The organism is Thermostichus sp. MS-CIW-23 (assembly GCF_054059455.1).
The window spans coordinates 16162-31528 of sequence record NZ_JBSSCC010000011.1 but is presented as its reverse complement, the minus strand read 5'-3'; the positions used below and the strand labels follow the sequence as shown (position 1 = coordinate 31528).

The window sequence follows — 15367 nt, the reverse complement described above, 5'->3', positions numbered from 1 at the left end:
CTTGTTTGGCTCAAGTCTGGTTTAACCGGAAGTCCTCTGCCAACCCCCCTAGGAAAGGGTGGGCGACTCAGGGCGGCGGGCCAAGCGTTGGTAGGTATTCCAGGCTCCTACTGCCAGCAAAAGGGCCAGCAGCAGCACTAACCAATAGCGGTATTGCCACAACAAAAGCTGCCAACTGAAGCGACCAGGGTAGCGCACTCGATAGCCTGCCGGCGTGAGATCCCAGCTCTGTACTTGGGTGAGATCGGGGGCAGCGGCATAGGCGGTGAGCACGTTTCCCTGTAGCTGGTTGGCCAGGCGGGTGCGCGGATCGGCAAGGCCGCGGCTGAGGCGCTCTGCCAAAGCCGGGTCAGATCCCCACCAGGAAAGCCAAAGGTTCGGCTTACCTTTCAGGAGAAAGTACTGCAAAAGGCCGAGGTTTTCTTGAGGCTGAGCGGCCAAGGCCACCTGCCGGTTGAGGGGATTGATGATTTCAAACTGGGATCCCAGCCGGATGGGGCTATTAAGCTCCACCTGATCTGGCCCAGCCACGATCACCTGCCAGGCAAAGTTCCCCGTCTCCAGGTTGGCTTCCTCTTTGGGCAAAACCTCAAGGGTGGGCAGCAGGGGTCGGGCAGCCAGCCGGCTGAGGGCACCGACCAGGTAGGCGGCAGCCGGCAGCAGTTGGGGATCCCCTACCCACACTTGGCCGGATCCTCGAAGCACCGCCGGGATCTCCTGCAGCTCGCCAGTGGGGGCTTGGTAGCCGCTCCAGATAAAGCCAGAGCTATCCGAGCGCACTTGCAAAGTCAGCGGGGTCAGGGATCCCTGGCAATTACCGGGGCTGGCGCCATAGTCAAAGCGGAGCTCCAGTTGATTAAAGCGGCGCAGCAGGCGGGTGGGGAGGGGGATGGTCTCGTTGAGCTGGGTGCGCCCGGTTAGGTTGTAGGTGCGCAACAGAACGCCATTCAAGAACACGTAGCCGGTGAGGCGATCCCCCACTCGGCCATCCACCGGGTTCATAACGACATCTAGTTGCGCCGCCAGATCCCGCGGCCGCCCCCCCAATTGGGACAGGTTGAAGTTGAAGACCAAAGACTGGCTGCCAAACCCCCGCAACATGGGATCCACGATCCCCAGCTCTCGCAGGCTGAGGCGGTTGGCCCTGAGCGCTCTCTCCAGATCCGCCACCCTTGTCACCTGGATGCCGCGGCTGACCAGCCCCGCCCGCTTCCATTCTTCATAGAGAGCAAGAATAGCTTCCCGGCGGGCGGCCACTCGCAGGCGGGATCCCTCTGGGGTAATTTGATGCTGCAAGTGGGGGGTGAAATTGGCCGGCTCTAAGATCACCTGTGCCCCCTGCTTCGGACGATTGCTCCACAGGATAGGCGTTTGCGGAAACAGGTGAGAAAGGAGGCTGTACAGCCACAGAGCTGCTTCCGCCGTCTCAGAGGAAGGATTGGCCGGCACTACCAAAGTAACCTGAGGATACAGCCGGCCCAGAAAACCGGCCACCGTGGCATCAGGAACGAGGGGCACCAGCTCAAAGAAACTATCCCGCCCTACCGTCAGCAGCAAATTGCCGGTATTCAAGTCGGCGCAAATATCGTCGCTGATGCTCAGGAAAGGCTGCACCGACAAGGTGATAAAGCGCTCGCCAGCGGCCAAGCTGGGGATGGGCACCCGCACCACCGGCTCCTGCCGCAGGTCCCGCACCAGAAAAAGGCCCATTAGCTCCTCGTTGATCAGCACCCGCACCGTGGACGTGGGCTTGAGCACCGGCGAGGGATCCAGGCGCAACTGCACAAAGCTGGCCTCAGGGTCAAGGCCGTTCAGGGGGGCAGGGATCCCGATATCTAGACGCGGGTTAGCTCCTTGCAGCAGCACCGAGCGGTCGTAGCCCAGCCTTTGCAGAGAAATGACTTCCGCTGCGTGGACAGCCGTCGGCCCGCAACACCAAAGCAAACCGGCAACCCACAAAGCCCACTGCCTTGCCTTCTGCATCACCTTGACCCCCTCTTGCTTATCCCTCACTTGTCTAGTGCAGGCAAGCCCCTTGGCCTACCTGACCCAGGTTTGCCCGACATGCAGAAATCTGTAAGCTTTCGGGGTCTGTACGCACAAATCGTGGATTCGGATGCCCAGGGGATCCCTTTACTGGCGGGCGTAGTCGTCCTCAAAGCGCACGATGTCGTCCTCCCCGAGATATTCCCCGTTTTGCACCTCGATCAACACCAAGGGAAGGGTGCCGGGGTTTTCCAGGCGGTGCTTGGTGCAGGGGGGAATGTAGGTGGACTCGTTGGAGCTCAGCAGCATCACCTCTTCTCCACGGGTAACCTTCGCTGTGCCCCTGACCACGATCCAGTGCTCGCTGCGGTGGTAGTGCATCTGCAGGCTGAGCCGATGGCCAGGCTTCACCTCGATGCGCTTGATCTTGTACATCGGGCCTTCATCCAAAACCCAGAAGGATCCCCAAGGACGGGTTTCTGCTTGAGAGGGTACCAGCTCAAGCGCTGGAACTGCTGCATCATTCACGCCCCGCACAGCCTGCAACATAAGATCATGTCCTTGCAAAGTCGTCCCCATCCTCTCTCAGAATCCGAGAACCCCTCATCGACAATCTGGCTGAATTGGCCTACGCCAAAACTCGTAGAAAAAGACTCTCAAGACAGGGAATGCTAGTCTATCCCTGTGTCCAGTGCCTAGACACGTCAGCCCATCCCCACGCCCTACTTGAGACATGTTCTCATTAACACTAAATAGCTCTTGAGGCTCGATTGGCGATTTAACCAGTTACCCTCCAATTAATCTCCAATTAATTCTAAATTCTTGAAGCTACTGAAGTAACCCATGTTTCTCAACAGGCTCAGGGCTTTCTTGCGGCTCTTCGGGTCTACCGGGATCCTGTTTCTGCTGCTGGCTAGCCTTCTGTGGGGTTTGAAGGAAGGCTGGAGCTGGGTGAGCTTGGAGATGCAGTTTCTTGGCTACAAGGGATCCGTGGCGGCCTTGGGGCCGGATCCGCGCCTGCCCATTGTGGGCACCACCTTTCCTCCCTTGCTGGTGCTGGCTACGGCCATTCTGGGACAATCCCCGCTGTTGTTGCAGACTGTCTTCGGCTCTCTGGTGCTGGGCTGGGTGTGGCGGCAGTTACGCCGTTTGCCGGTGGAAGTGGGATGGCGCTGGCTGTGGGGTTTGTTGATGGTGGTGCAGCCGGCTTTGATCTTGATGCTGCTGCGCAGCCCCGCTTGGACGGCCACCTCGCTTTTGCTGGGGGTAAACATGGCCTTGTTGTTTCCCCTGGCTGACGAGAAACGAGCAGCGGGGAAGTCAGTGGCGGCAGGGGATGAGCTGCCTATTACCCTGAGGCTGCTGCTCGTTGGGCTGGCGCTGGGGCCCCTGATGGTGCTGCGCTGGGAAAGCGGATGGCTGCTGCCCTGGGCGGGGATGCTGCTGCTGGTGGCCTTTCGCCGAGAAGTCTGGGGGTTTCGCTGGGCCTCGCTGTTGGTGGCCGGCTTTGTCAGCCTAGCCTTGATCCTGAGCTGGCTGTATGTGAATTGGCTGTCGGTAGGGGATCCCTGGGCTTTCACCTACCAGGTGGGCAGCGGTCTGCGGCTGCCGCAATTGCGGGAAGACTTGCAGCAGGCGGGTGGCTGGCGGGGGGTGCTGGAGGCTGGGAAATGGCTGGCGGTGCTGGCCCCTGCCTATCTGCTGTTGGGGCTGGGATCCCTGCTGGGCCGAGGCCCGGGTCGCTGGGTATGGGCTCTGGTCTGGGGGATGCCGCTGGTCATCCTGCTGGCTTCTCTAGGGCAGGGGCTGTTTTTGCGGGAGCTGAGCCGCTTTGGCCTTTTCTGGGTGCCGCTGCCTTTGCTGATGGGCGCCTACTTGTGTCGCGGAGCCGGCCCCGGCTGGGCTAAGCGCCTGTTGATCACTGCCCTCTTGGGGTTGAACTGCCTCACTGCCGGTTATGGGGTGAGCCAAGAGCCGGGTTTCGTCATGCCCCTGGTGGCCGAGGAGCGGGATCTCTGGGAGCGGCTGGTGGCAGGGTTAGTGCCCCTTAGTGGCGAGTTGGAAGCTGCCCAAAACCTGTATGAAGTAACCTCTGCTGGGCAAGCCCTAGAAGACTGGCGGAGGCTGCGGCAGGAAAAGCGCCAGGTTGGGCAGTATCTCTATCGCCACCTGTTGCCCGGACAAAAAGTGCTGGTGGACGACGACATCCACTTTGAGGCTATCTTTTGGGCAAGGGATCCCCGCTCTTTCCTTACTCCTCACCAGTACGAGTTTGCCCTGGCCCTTCAGCATCCCCAGGAAAGGGTGGACTACCTCTTGGTAGCGGGGCTGGCGGATCCCTTGCGGAGCGCCGATCGCATCCTGCAATTTTGGCCTGAGCTCAATTTTGAGGGGCTGCCGGGCTTCAGGGAGGTTTATAGCTCCCCCCAAGTGCGGCTGTGGGCTCGCCAACACCAAGAGGAACCGCAGGAGGAGAGGAGATGAAAAGGAGACGATCCTGGCAGCGGCGACAGGTGCTGCAAGCGGGCGGAGCGCTGCTGGCTGCCTATGGGGTTGCCGGCTGTGGCCAGGAGTTTTTGAGTCAGCAGGGGAGTCGCAGCCCGGAAAATGCCGAGACGGGAAGCATGAACTTGTCAGAGCTGCTGGCCCGCTGGCAGGTGGGCATTGGCGAGGATCCCGGTCGCTTCCTCTGGGAAATCGAGTCGGATCCGCAGGTGGCGGCAGTGGCGCAGGGGTGGGATCCCCATTTCCTGAGCGGCTGGCTGAACAGCTTTGATCACCGCCAGGGGGATCTCTCCTTTTGGCGCAACTGGCACCAGGCCGGGCTTTTGCGGCAGTGGTTTGAGCGGGGCTATACCCTCCACATCATCACCTGGGAAGACGACACCCACCGCCCCTGCGGCGATTACCACATCTCCCCGCAATTTGTGGAGGACGTGGCCGAGCTGGCGGGCTATATTGCCCAAGCCAATCCTCAGGGCCGCCCCACCTACTGGAGCTTGGCTACTGAGTTTTCCTACTGGCGGATCCCGGCGGACACTTACAACGCCGACACTGCTCCCTACTACCAAGCCCTGATGCGCAATGTCCTCACAGCCCGACAGGCCATCAAAGAGCGGCTGCCAGAGGCCGAAGTGGCCCTGTGCTGGGGGGGCTGGATTGCCACCTTTGACGACCCTTCCCGGGGGGCAGGCCGCAGCATGGTGGAGCCCTTTGCCGAGACCCTGAGCCGGATGGACGGGATCGCCTTCCAGTCGATGCGCCAGCGGCGGCCAGGGGAGTTTAACCCAGAGCTGAACGGCCCGGATCCCGGCAACCCAGAGCAAATCCGCCTCTGTTGCCGCCTGTTTTCCCCTATCCACTCCAACCTGATGTTGGCCCACTACGAGCCCTCCATCAAAGACAAGCACCCCAGCGGCGGACGGGCCGACACCGTCCATACAGACTTTCAGCTCATGAGCCAGCCGGAGTGGCTGCGGGAAGTGTCTCAACTGGGGCTGCGGCACCTGTCCTTGATGCACTACGGCCTGTATAAGGGGGATCCCTTCGGAGCGCTGACCGCCGCTCGCCAATTCCGGGCACAGGTGGGCCTACCGGCTGCCACCTCATAGTTAGCAGTCGTTCCAAAGCCGGTTTTGTCCCGGATCTTGGCCCAGAGCTTGATCCTGGGGATACAATCCCCCTGAAGCTGCCGGGATCCCTGCCATGGAGAAGCTGAGATTTCTAAGGGCAAGCCTGCTGGCGAGTCTAGTGGTTAGTGCAATGCCGCCGGAGCTGCCGGCCTGGGCAGGATGCGGTTTTCCCCGCGGTGCCGGCAAGACTTTTTTTTCGCTGCAGCCGGAGGTCTATCGGCCTCGCACCCGCTTTGATCAGGGGGGACGCCTGCAGCCGGCCCTTTCGGAGTACGGAGAAACCCGCCTCAACCTTTTCGCCGAGACTGGCCTTAGCGATCAGCTCACTCTCAACCTCAACACCAGCTACGTTTTCATCGAAAATCGCTTTGCCAGCGGGGCTGACACCGTTACCCAGCGCAACCAGGGCCTGCGGGATCTGGAACTGGGCCTGCGCCATACTTGGGGGAACGGGGATCCCTTCTTCTCGGCTCAGCTAACGGCCTTGATCCCGCCGGGATATGCCACCCAAGACATTCCCCTGCCCTTGGGGTACGGTGTTTTCGGCTACGATCTCAAAGTTGGGGTGGCGGCCAATACCCAGTTGGGATCCCTGCCCGCCTTTTTCGACTCCTGCCTCACGTTCCGAGATTACTTGGGCTATCCCGGGGATCGGGTCAAGGCCAACCTGACCTTCGGGGCAGACCTGACTCCTGAGCTGCAGGCCATCCTGGCTTTGGATGGGGATTTTACGTTGGGCAACGGCGCGCCTTTGTTGTTCGGGGATTTGGCGGTTCAGGATCCCGACTACGACAACCTCAAGCTTTCGGGCCAGCTCAACTGGCGGCTGGAGGGAGGGTTAACGCTGGGCTTGGGGGGGTTTCAGTTCCTGGCCGGTCGCAACACCAATGCCGGCGGCGGCTTTACCGGCTATGTGTGGCTAAGTTACTAAAACCCAACAAAATGTTGCAGGATATCCCCTACGGTAACAGGGATCCGCAGGGGCAGATCTAGGATGAGTCTTGGCAAACTACGGCCCGGAGAACGGATCCCATGCCTCGATTTGAGAACCTCATTGCCGCCATCGATGGCAGCGGCCCCACTGAGCAAATGGTGCATACCCTTCTGTCTCTGCCGGCCTTTGCCCAGTGCCACGTGACATTGCTGCATGCGGTGCCTTCCCAGACCTCTGCCGAGGAGATGCGGGCTGCCTGGCAAAAGGGGCAGGAACTGCTGGCCCAAACCCTGCAGACTTTCCCCCCCCGCCCAGGGCTAAAGATCAGCACGCAACTGGTGGAAGGGGATCCCAAGGTGGTGGTGCTGCAGGTGGCCGAGTCTATGCCCAATCCCTTAATTGTCATGGGATCCCGGGGGCGCAACCGCATCATGGCCATTTTGCAGAACTCGGTGAGCCAATATGTGTTCCAGCTCGCCTCCTGCCCCATGCTGTTGGTGAAAGACGACGCCTACGTCAAATACCCCAGCCATGTCATGGTGGCCCTCAACAACTCCCCCGCTGCCCAGGCCGCCTTTGCCACGGCCCTTGACTTGATCTCCGGCATTCAAGGGGCCCAGATCTTCCTGGCCTCTGTGCAGTTGGATGCCGACAACCCAGGCAGAGATGAGGCTCTAGATCGGGCAATCGATACCCTCAAAAACCGGCAAATCGGCCACCAGGTGTTGACGGCTGTCGGGGATCCGGCTACGGAGATTGTCCGCCTGGCTGAAGAAAGCAAGGCCGATCTGCTGGTGATGGGATCCCCGGATCGCCGGCCCAGCATTGCCCGCAGCATCCCCGACCTGGATCGGCTGCTGGGGCGTTCCATCTCCGACTATGTGCGGGTGCACATCGGCTGCCCAGTGCTGATGGTGCGCTCCGTCCAAGACTAAACAGGACTCAAGAGCGAGGGATCCCTAAGGCAAGATAGAGCGGTGCTCTGTAACTCGGTCGCTCTGCTGCTGGCGATCCGGGCTGACGGCCCAAGCTTCAAAGATCAGCTCGGGGACGCCTGGGGGAATGGTCATGCGGGTTAAAGCTTGCCACTGCCCCTGATCGTCGCGGGAGAAGTCCAGCAACCAGCGGGGGCCATCCACCAACGAGCGGGTGCGGCCATGCTTGACCCAAAACTTGATCCAATAAGGTGGCTGGGAGGCGGCGCTGGCGGCGGAGGCAGGGGCCAAGGCCGGCAAACGCAGCACCACATCGAAATTGTCGCCCGCTCGCAGTTGCTCAGGCACCAGCAGTTGTGGCGCCGGGCACACTTCTGGCGGCGAGGGCGAGTTTTTGGTGTCCTTGCTGGTGGCAAGCAGGGCGAATGCAGGCGGAGGTGGGGTGGCCGGGCTCCCTGCTGGGGCTGGCAGGGCGGCATCCTCGCCCATTGGCTCAGCTTGGGGGGGTGAGGGAAGAGGGGAAATCGGCGCCGCAGGCTGGGGGTTAGGTTCGGGTGCGGCCTTAGCAGAGGGCTCTGCCGGCTGAGTCGAGCCGGGATCCCCTCCAGCAGGAGCACTGTGCTGCCAGATGCGCAGCAGCTTTTGCAAGGTTCGTTCGGGAGAGAGCAGGGTTGCGGTCGAGGCAGGACTGGCAGCATCGGCCAGCCTCTCTTCCTCTTGCTGCTGCGGGAGGGGGATCCCTGCGCCAAGAAGTCCTGCCTCTTGGCTGCGACAGCGAATGGAAAAGGGGATGGTCAGGGTCTGAGGCGACGGCTCTGGATCCCACCAGGAGGAGGGAGTAAGGGCCAGTTCTCCCCGTAAAGGACGGGCCCACACTTGGCTGGGCAGGGTGATGGGGATGCTGAACACCGCCGTCCGCGCCCCCGCCGGGAGTTGAATTTGCCGTTGTCCCTGGAAAAGCGGCCTCTCCTCCCCTTCTGGCCAAACCTGTACCCGCAGCTCGCCGCTGCAGCCGATCCGCCCCGTCAACACCAGCACCTCCTCCGGGGATCCCTCCAATTCACTGTGCATTAGGGAAAACAGCTCTGGCGGGATGGCGACCTCTTTTTTCTGGGGGGGCTCAAACCCGGCCTCTTCAGCCACCGGGGCAGGGATCCCTCGTTCCGGCTCCAGAGGGGCAGGCACAACCTGAAAACGGAGACAATTGTCCAACTCGGTTTCACCGAACAGTTCTGCGATCAAGTCGGCATCTCGGCAGTGCAATTCCCAAAACCCAGGGGTGAGGCGGCTGGCAGGCAAAATAATGCCGATCCCTTCATCATTGGTGCGCACAGAACGGGTTTGGACCTGTGGAGGAGTCGTGCCGGTGTTGGAGCCCTGATTCTGTGGCCCTAGAGGATGCTGCCGGACTTCCACCGTGATGGTGAAGTGGGGCTGGGGCGAACGGGCAACAATGGTGTAGGTATCTTCTTCCAGAACTGCTCCCTCGGCTGGTACTGGCTGCCAGTCTTCTTGGCCGTCGCGCCGAACCCAAAAATTCAACATGGCTCCATCACCTTAGGTGCTCCGCACTGCTGACCCGAATGGGATGCCAGATACTTAACCAGATCGGCTTGCAAAAGGGTTTGCTGTTGCCCTGTAGGCAGGTGCTTAAGCTGTACCTCTCCGGCCACAGCTTCCGCATCCCCTAGCACAACAGCCCAAGTTGCGCCGCTGCGGCTGGCCCGTTTGAACTGCTTGCCAAAGGCGCTGCCGCTCAGATCCAGCTCGGTGCAGAAACCAGCTTGGCGCAGCGCTTGAGCGATCCGGAGGGATTGGGCCTCAGCCTTCGCCCCACGGGAGATCACGTAAACCTCGACCGATGTTGGCGGAGCCTCCCCTTGTTTCTTTTGCAACAGCAGCACCAGCCGCTCCATGCCGATGGCCCAGCCCACCGCTGGGGTTGAAGGCCCGCCCAGCTCTTCCACCAAGCCGTCGTAGCGACCACCCCCACAGACGGTACTCTGGGATCCCAAGTCAGGTGAGACGATCTCAAAGGCGGTGTCGGTGTAGTAGTCCAGGCCCCGCACCAAGTAGGGATCCAACTGGTAGGGAATATCCAACATCTGCAGGTGAGCTTGCACCTGCTCGAAGAAAGCCCGCGATTCTGGGCCGAGGTAATCCGGCAGCTTGGGGGCCCCCTCGGCAATCTCGCGGGTGCGGGGATCCTTGCTGTCTAGAATGCGCAGCGGGTTGCGGGTGAGACGCTCTTGTGAGTCAGGATCCAGCTTCTCCCGCAAGGGAGTGAGGTAGTCCACCAGGGCCTGGCGATAGGCCCGCCGATCCTGCAGATCCCCCAGGGAATTGAGCCGCAAGCTCAGGTTCTCCGCCCCCACCGCTTGCAACAGCTCCCAGGCCAAGGCGATGACTTCCGCATCGGCGCGGGGATCCCGGCTGCCCAGCAGCTCTACCCCCAACTGGTGGAACTGGCGTTGCCGCCCCGCCTGGGGACGCTCATAGCGAAACATCGGCCCACAATACCAGAGGCGTTGCACATCTCCAGCCGTTTGCAGCCCGTGCTGGATATAGGCCCGCACCACACCTGCTGTGTTCTCTGGGCGCAGGCTCACCTCTTGCTCGCCACGGGTGCTGAAGGAGTACATCTCCTTGCCCACCACGTCGGTGGCACTGCCAATGCTGCGGGCAAAGAGCTCCGTCAACTCCAGGATGGGGGTGCGAATTTCTTGGTAGTTGGCCCGTCCCAGGATCTCTCGGGCGCTGGCTTCCACCTGCTGCCAGAGCCGCACCTCCTGCGGCAGAATATCTCGGGTGCCCCGCACCGCCTGGATCATCTCCATTCTCGTTCTCCCTCCCTGGGGTGGGCCTGGCCGCCTGCTATGCCAATGGCTGTTCTCGTCAAAGGACTCCGTCCCGCTGACGCAAACGGCCTAGTTATTGATTATCGGCGACAACACTCCCCGTCGCTAGCGGAGCCAAATGACCCCGATCCAAGCTCGAGTCCAACCAGGAGTAGGTGGCGGCAATTTGGCTGGTGGCAACAACAGCGGCGGTGGTAGCTCGCAAGATGGTAGGGCCAAGGGAGACGCACACCCCCCCATATTCCTCAGCTTGCCGACGTTCGGCAACGGTCCAGCCCCCCTCTGGGCCGATGGCTATGGCCAAGACGGGATCCCTGAGCTTTGGCAGGGCTTGCACCAGCGGGGGCGCTTTGTGCCGAGCCACGGCTATACCCCACCAAAAGGACTCCGTCCGAGTAGCGCGAACGGCTTGTAGCTCCGCCAGCCAACTTGTCCAAGGGGTGGGGGGATCGACCTGAGGCCAGCGCAACCGCTCACATTGTTCTGCGGCCTCCCGCACAATTTTTTGCCAGCGTTCCTGCCGCCCAGATCCCGGTTCCAACACGGTGCGCTCCGTCAGCAGGGGAGTAATGCGCGCCGCCCCCAGCTCGGTAACCTGGCGGAGCACCTCGTCAAACCCCTGCCCTTTGACCACCGCCAAGCCCAGATGCAAAGAAACAGGCAATTCCCGCGGCAGCACCTCCACCTCGCCCACAACTCGGGATCCCTGGGCTTGCCAACGGGCCGCCCACAGCTTGCCTGAGCCGTCCAAAACCAAAAAGAGATCCCCTGGCCTGAGGCGGCGTACCCGCTGCAAGTAGTGCTGTTGCAGACCAGTTAAATGGAGAACACCGCTGGGATCCCGCTGCGCCGGGTCAATCGCCAACCGGGGCAAAGCGCTCAGGTCATGCGTGCGTTCAGACAACACCACTCCCCCCGTCGCCAGAGGGCTGCCACCACCCATTCGTTGGCCTCCAGCATCTCGGCTACCAACTTGGCCTGCTCGATGAGGATGCCGCTGAGGATCAGCCATCCCCCCTCCTTCACCACCAGCCGAAACTCCGGGATCATATCCAGGATCACATCTGCCAGGATGTTGCACACCAGCCCATCCACCATTTCGGGAATCTGCTCCAGGCTGCCCTGAGCCACCACAATGCGATCCGTCAGGCCGTTGAGATCGCGGTTGTGCATCGTGGCTTGCACCGCCAGGGGGTCGATGTCCACCGCAAACACCCGCTTCACCCCCAACAGGGCCGCCGCCAACGACAGAATCCCGGATCCACAGCCCACATCGGCCACAGTCACTCCCTCGGCACCCCCGCCGCCCTCCAGGCGCATCTCCAGTGACTCCAGACAGAGCTGCGTGGTGGGGTGAGTGCCCGTGCCGAAGGCCATACCGGGATCCAGCCGCAACAGGTGCCGCCCGGGGTGAGGGGGCGGATCCAGCCAGGCCGGACAAATGAGCAACTTATCCCCGATGGGTTGGGGCTGCCAGTGCTGCTTCCAACTGCTGCTCCAATCTTCCGCCTCTATGCGTTCCCAGCGCAGCTTCGGAACCCGCTGACCGGCAATGAGGGCATCTTGCTGCAGGCGCAGGGAGAGGGCTGCCAAATCCAGGAGGCTGACGTGAGGCCAAGGCAGATAGGCGTGAATGCAGACCTGATCTTCGCCGTGGGCTTGGCTGGTCATGCCCCGACAGCCAAAATTCTCCAGCCGCCAAAAGATCAGGTCTTCTTGGGCAGGGGAGGCGATGAGACTGAGATCCCACCAAGCACCAGCGGGGTCCAGCGCTTGTGCGGGCGAAAACGGAGTGGGATTGGCAACAGTTCTGCTCACAGGGATCCCTTCACAAACCTAAAGGAAAACCAAAGTGATGGCCAACAAGATAGCGCTTCATGTCACCCAGCCGGCCAGCACTCAATGCGGCACTTTATATCAAAAATTGCAGCGCTCTGCTCAATTCATAGTTTAGGCTTATTCTGGCTATTCTGGGATTGAAAGGCTCACAGCGTCGGTTCAGCAGCGAAGAAGGGAAGGATCCCCCCAATTGGGGGATGACCCTCAGCGGCTCTTTGGATGACCAGCTCAGCCCTGTGAGATAGATTAAGTCCAAAAGCATTGAACAAGAATTGGATGCAGCGTTGACATTCGTTCCGAGCCTCAGTGATTTTGCGGATAGATGGGGTTTGGCTAGGGCGTACTGAGCAACGATGTAAGGATGAAGAAAGAGCAATGCAGGTGGCGAGGTCGATGTCAATTGAGCAGTCAGGGCAGCAGCCGAAGGTAGCTCCTTGGGGGATTACCAGAGGGGAAAGGGCTGCCCATGAGGATCCCCAGCCGCTCAAAGTCAGCACCCGCAAGGACTCCGTCCCGCTGACGCGATCCGCTCTGATGCGGCGTTTTAACCAGAGCTTTCCGCCTTTTTACAGCCAGTTTGTCAGCAGCGAGGTGCAGGCCCAAAATCTGCGCTTGGCCTACGCCCTCTACCAAACCCGCAAGGCGGTGGTACAGATGCAGGACGAAGGTCGCAAGACGGTGGTTTGCCTGGCCTACCGCAACCGACCTTCTCTGCTCAGCGATCTGTTTGGGGTGTTCACTGCTTTTAATCTCTCGGTGCATGGCATTCATCTCTATGGGCAGATCTACTCACCGCACCTGGTGTTTATCCGCACCATTGTCTCCCGCGATGGCCACAGCCTTTCTTCCCAAACCAAGCTCAGCCTAGAACGGGCCATTCACGAATGCCTGGCGGGTGTGTTTCGCGTTCACGAAACCTTGGCGCTGGAGTTTGATCTCAAGGCCGGACTAAAAGACGTGCAGGTTTCTTTTTATTTTGACCCGGTGTTTCATTTGCCCACACTTTTGGTGGATGTGGACAACCAGCCGGGCGCGTTTTACCGGGTGATGACGGCCCTCGCGCAGGAGGATTTGACCGTTGTTAACCTCAACTTGATGCTCCGCCGCAAGCAGACGCGCTTTATTTTCTACTTGCTGGGGCCGGATTCAACTCCAGCCATGCCGGAGTTCCTGGGGCAAAAATTGGCGTTGAGCATCCAGCAGCGGCTGCAAGGGGATCCCGTCTAGATCTGCACGGGACTGGGAGGCAAATCGAAAAGGACGGTGTTCATGTAGCGCTCTGCCCAGGCGGGTCCAAAAGCTTTTTCCAAAACGCGGCGGGTGCGGTCGTTCTGCTGTTGCTGGCTGCAATAGCGCTGCTGCCCCTGGTAGTGGGCCAAAATCTGGCCGGGATCCGTCTGTGGGGGGATCTGCTGCGCCAGCCGGCAGTGAATTTCCAAGTAACGGCGGGCAAAGTGCAAAAAGCGGTCGGCCTCTGCTTCGTCGGCAGGACGCACGAACAGACAGTAGGGAGAAAAAATCGTGCCCCACTCCGGCAACCGGCGCCGGTGTTGGAAAGGGACGAGATGGGATCCCAACGCTTCCAGCTCCTGGATATAGAGATCGGGCAAGCTGGGGGTCACCGGCGAGAGATCGACAATGGCGGCGCTCACCTGTCCGCGACCGACCACAATGTCGCAACCGAACAGCGGCAGCGGGTACTGCGGCTGCGGAAACATAACGCAATGGAGAATATCCAGGCTCTGCCCGGCCTGGGCCAGCTCCAGGTGCAGTTTGCGAAAGGGATCCCCTTGGTAGCAGCGGTTTTCAATTTGCAATTTCTCACCCTCTAGGCGGCCTTCCACGTAGCCCAGATCTTCAGGCAGAGGATAGGGGGCTAGGGTGAGGGTAGATCCCCAAACGTTCAGGATTGCCTCAGATAAGCCCTGAATGAGCGGATGCAGTTGGGCAGAGAGAGCAGGAGCGGTGAACATAAGACTCTAGAAGAAAGGCCAAGAACCCCATCCAACCTTGACCTTGGCTCCATGCCAAAGTGTTATGGGGGAACCGCACCGCTGATGCGAAGGGCTTGGGTGGGATCCCCAAAAATCCCAGAGGCCCTAGCTGGGCAAGGCGTTCTAAAACTGTATGCCTGAAGACGGAAGGGGTGGGATTCGAACCCACGGTGACCTTGCAGTCACAACGCTTTTCGAGAGCGTCACAATCAACCACTCTGTCACCCTTCCAGTCAGCTATGGGGCTTTACCATCTTAACGGCAAACCGAGTCTCCTGCTTCTTCCCAGCCTCAAAGCCAAGCTTGCTTCCCCCACGGGATGCGGTTGATGGGAAAGTGCTCCGCACCGCTGGCAGGAACGCCCAGATGAGATCATGGAGATATGGCTGCTTTATCCATTCACCACTTTCGCCAGGCCAAGCAGGCGGGTCAACCTTTGGTGGCCCTCACGGCTGCCGACTACGCCACCGCTCAGATTTTGGATCAGGCTGGGATCGACTTGATCCTGGTGGGCGACAGCTTGGCCATGACCCACTTGGGGTATACCAGCACCCTGCCCCTGACGCTGGAACAGATGCTCCATCACGCCCAGGCGGTGCGCCGCGGGGTAGAACGGGCCTTTTTGGTGGCCGACTTGCCCTTCTTGACTTATCAAGTCCACAAAGAACAAGCTCTCCTCTCAGCAGGGCGGTTGATGAAGGAGGCAGGAGTCAACGGGGTCAAGCTGGAGGGGGGCTACCCCGACATGGTGGAAACGGTGGCCTTTCTGGTGCAGCGGGGGATCCCGGTTTTGGGTCATATCGGCCTCACTCCGCAGGCCAAACATCAACTGGGAGGCTATCGCCAGCAGGGAAAAACCACTCCGGAGGCGGAGCGTCTGCGACAAGAGGCCCTCAGCCTGGAACAAGCAGGGGCATTTGCCCTGGTTCTGGAGCACATGCCGGCGGAATTGGCTGCCCAAATCTCAGCCCAGGTGGGGATCCCAACCCTGGGCATTGGAGCCGGGCCGGCCTGCGATGGGCAGATTTTGGTCACCCACGACCTGCTGGGGCTGAGCGAGCGGATTCCCCCTTTTGCCAAGGCCTATACCAATTTGAGACAGGCGATCCGAGAAGCAGTGGAAGCTTTCGCCGACGATGTTCGCCAAAAAGTATTTCCCCCCCGCTGAAGGGATCCCTTACCCATTCAA

13 protein-coding genes and 1 tRNA gene are annotated in these 15367 nt (G+C 60.6%); 6 read left to right on the top strand and 8 right to left on the bottom strand.

All coding sequences use genetic code 11. The annotated features are described in order from the left end of the window. Nucleotides 1-48: 48 nt before the first annotated feature. Together ACVW0B_RS05825 and ACVW0B_RS05820 are read right to left on the bottom strand one after the other, a co-directional pair. Complete coding sequence (locus tag ACVW0B_RS05825; RefSeq protein WP_457491187.1) at nucleotides 49-1983, bottom strand: cellulose biosynthesis cyclic di-GMP-binding regulatory protein BcsB; 1935 nt, start codon at nucleotides 1981-1983, stop codon at nucleotides 49-51. Nucleotides 1984-2133: 150 nt separating this feature from the next. Continuing rightward, nucleotides 2134-2535, bottom strand: coding sequence for a cupin domain-containing protein (locus ACVW0B_RS05820; RefSeq protein ID WP_414356659.1), 402 nt, complete (start codon nucleotides 2533-2535; stop codon nucleotides 2134-2136). Nucleotides 2536-2829: 294 nt separating this feature from the next. On the opposite strand from ACVW0B_RS05820, the gene ACVW0B_RS05815 reads away from it, so the two are divergent. The 4 genes from ACVW0B_RS05815 (at nucleotide 2830) to ACVW0B_RS05800 (ending at nucleotide 7487) form a co-directional block, all read left to right on the top strand. Continuing rightward, complete coding sequence (locus ACVW0B_RS05815; RefSeq protein ID WP_457491186.1) at nucleotides 2830-4470, top strand: hypothetical protein; 1641 nt, start codon at nucleotides 2830-2832, stop codon at nucleotides 4468-4470. Further along, the gene (locus ACVW0B_RS05810) at nucleotides 4467-5597 is read left to right on the top strand and encodes a hypothetical protein (RefSeq protein WP_457491185.1); all 1131 of its coding nucleotides are present in this window, start codon (nucleotides 4467-4469) and stop codon (nucleotides 5595-5597) included. The genes ACVW0B_RS05815 and ACVW0B_RS05810 overlap by 4 nt, the downstream gene beginning before the upstream one ends. Nucleotides 5598-5736: 139 nt before the next feature. Continuing rightward, nucleotides 5737-6549, top strand: a complete 813-nt coding sequence (locus ACVW0B_RS05805; protein WP_187147262.1) for a hypothetical protein — start codon at nucleotides 5737-5739, stop codon at nucleotides 6547-6549. A 101-nt stretch (nucleotides 6550-6650) separates the two neighbouring features. Beyond that, the gene (locus tag ACVW0B_RS05800; protein WP_457491184.1) at nucleotides 6651-7487 is read left to right on the top strand and encodes a universal stress protein; all 837 of its coding nucleotides are present in this window, start codon (nucleotides 6651-6653) and stop codon (nucleotides 7485-7487) included. A gap of 24 nt (nucleotides 7488-7511) precedes the next feature. Here ACVW0B_RS05800 and ACVW0B_RS05795 read toward each other — a convergent pair whose 3' ends face one another. The 4 genes from ACVW0B_RS05795 to prmA form a co-directional block, all read right to left on the bottom strand. Then, complete coding sequence (locus ACVW0B_RS05795) at nucleotides 7512-9032, bottom strand: hypothetical protein (RefSeq protein WP_457491183.1); 1521 nt, start codon at nucleotides 9030-9032, stop codon at nucleotides 7512-7514. After that, nucleotides 9026-10324, bottom strand: coding sequence for a histidine--tRNA ligase (gene hisS / locus ACVW0B_RS05790; protein WP_457491182.1), 1299 nt, complete (start codon nucleotides 10322-10324; stop codon nucleotides 9026-9028). The genes ACVW0B_RS05795 and hisS overlap by 7 nt, the downstream gene beginning before the upstream one ends. Nucleotides 10325-10418: 94 nt before the next feature. Beyond that, nucleotides 10419-11252: a 16S rRNA (uracil(1498)-N(3))-methyltransferase gene (locus ACVW0B_RS05785; RefSeq protein ID WP_457491181.1), complete on the bottom strand. Its 834-nt coding sequence runs from the start codon at nucleotides 11250-11252 to the stop codon at nucleotides 10419-10421. Further along, entirely contained in the window at nucleotides 11225-12163 is a 939-nt protein-coding gene (gene prmA, locus ACVW0B_RS05780) for a 50S ribosomal protein L11 methyltransferase (protein ID WP_457491180.1), read from the bottom strand. The genes ACVW0B_RS05785 and prmA overlap by 28 nt, the downstream gene beginning before the upstream one ends. A gap of 414 nt (nucleotides 12164-12577) precedes the next feature. Between prmA and ACVW0B_RS05775 the strand changes: the two genes are divergently transcribed. Further along, the gene (locus tag ACVW0B_RS05775) at nucleotides 12578-13411 is read left to right on the top strand and encodes a hypothetical protein (protein ID WP_457491179.1); all 834 of its coding nucleotides are present in this window, start codon (nucleotides 12578-12580) and stop codon (nucleotides 13409-13411) included. Here ACVW0B_RS05775 and ACVW0B_RS05770 read toward each other — a convergent pair. Both ACVW0B_RS05770 and ACVW0B_RS05765 read right to left on the bottom strand, forming a co-directional pair. Continuing rightward, nucleotides 13408-14157 carry a phycocyanobilin:ferredoxin oxidoreductase gene (locus ACVW0B_RS05770; RefSeq protein ID WP_457491178.1) on the bottom strand — a complete coding sequence of 250 codons (750 nt, stop codon included), beginning with the start codon at nucleotides 14155-14157 and terminating at the stop codon, nucleotides 13408-13410. The genes ACVW0B_RS05775 and ACVW0B_RS05770 overlap by 4 nt on opposite strands. Nucleotides 14158-14322: 165 nt before the next feature. Beyond that, a tRNA-Ser gene (locus ACVW0B_RS05765) sits at nucleotides 14323-14409 on the bottom strand. Between the two features lie 151 nt (nucleotides 14410-14560). On the opposite strand from ACVW0B_RS05765, the gene panB reads away from it, so the two are divergent. Next, entirely contained in the window at nucleotides 14561-15346 is a 786-nt protein-coding gene (panB, locus tag ACVW0B_RS05760; RefSeq protein ID WP_414332197.1) for a 3-methyl-2-oxobutanoate hydroxymethyltransferase, read from the top strand. Nucleotides 15347-15367 lie beyond the last annotated feature (21 nt).

Excerpts from the sequence above, each read along its gene's own strand:
- ACVW0B_RS05825 (WP_457491187.1), bottom strand. The coding sequence starts at position 1,983 with ATGCAGAAGGCAAGGCAGTGGGCTTTGTGGGTTGCCGGTTTGCTTTGG.
- ACVW0B_RS05820 (WP_414356659.1), bottom strand. The coding sequence starts at position 2,535 with ATGTTGCAGGCTGTGCGGGGCGTGAATGATGCAGCAGTTCCAGCGCTT.
- ACVW0B_RS05815 (WP_457491186.1), top strand. The coding sequence starts at position 2,830 with ATGTTTCTCAACAGGCTCAGGGCTTTCTTGCGGCTCTTCGGGTCTACC.
- ACVW0B_RS05810 (WP_457491185.1), top strand. The coding sequence starts at position 4,467 with ATGAAAAGGAGACGATCCTGGCAGCGGCGACAGGTGCTGCAAGCGGGC.
- ACVW0B_RS05800 (WP_457491184.1), top strand. The coding sequence starts at position 6,651 with ATGCCTCGATTTGAGAACCTCATTGCCGCCATCGATGGCAGCGGCCCC.
- ACVW0B_RS05795 (WP_457491183.1), bottom strand. The coding sequence starts at position 9,032 with ATGTTGAATTTTTGGGTTCGGCGCGACGGCCAAGAAGACTGGCAGCCA.
- hisS (WP_457491182.1), bottom strand. The coding sequence starts at position 10,324 with ATGGAGATGATCCAGGCGGTGCGGGGCACCCGAGATATTCTGCCGCAG.
- ACVW0B_RS05775 (WP_457491179.1), top strand. The coding sequence starts at position 12,578 with ATGTCAATTGAGCAGTCAGGGCAGCAGCCGAAGGTAGCTCCTTGGGGG.
- ACVW0B_RS05770 (WP_457491178.1), bottom strand. The coding sequence starts at position 14,157 with ATGTTCACCGCTCCTGCTCTCTCTGCCCAACTGCATCCGCTCATTCAG.
- panB (WP_414332197.1), top strand. The coding sequence starts at position 14,561 with ATGGCTGCTTTATCCATTCACCACTTTCGCCAGGCCAAGCAGGCGGGT.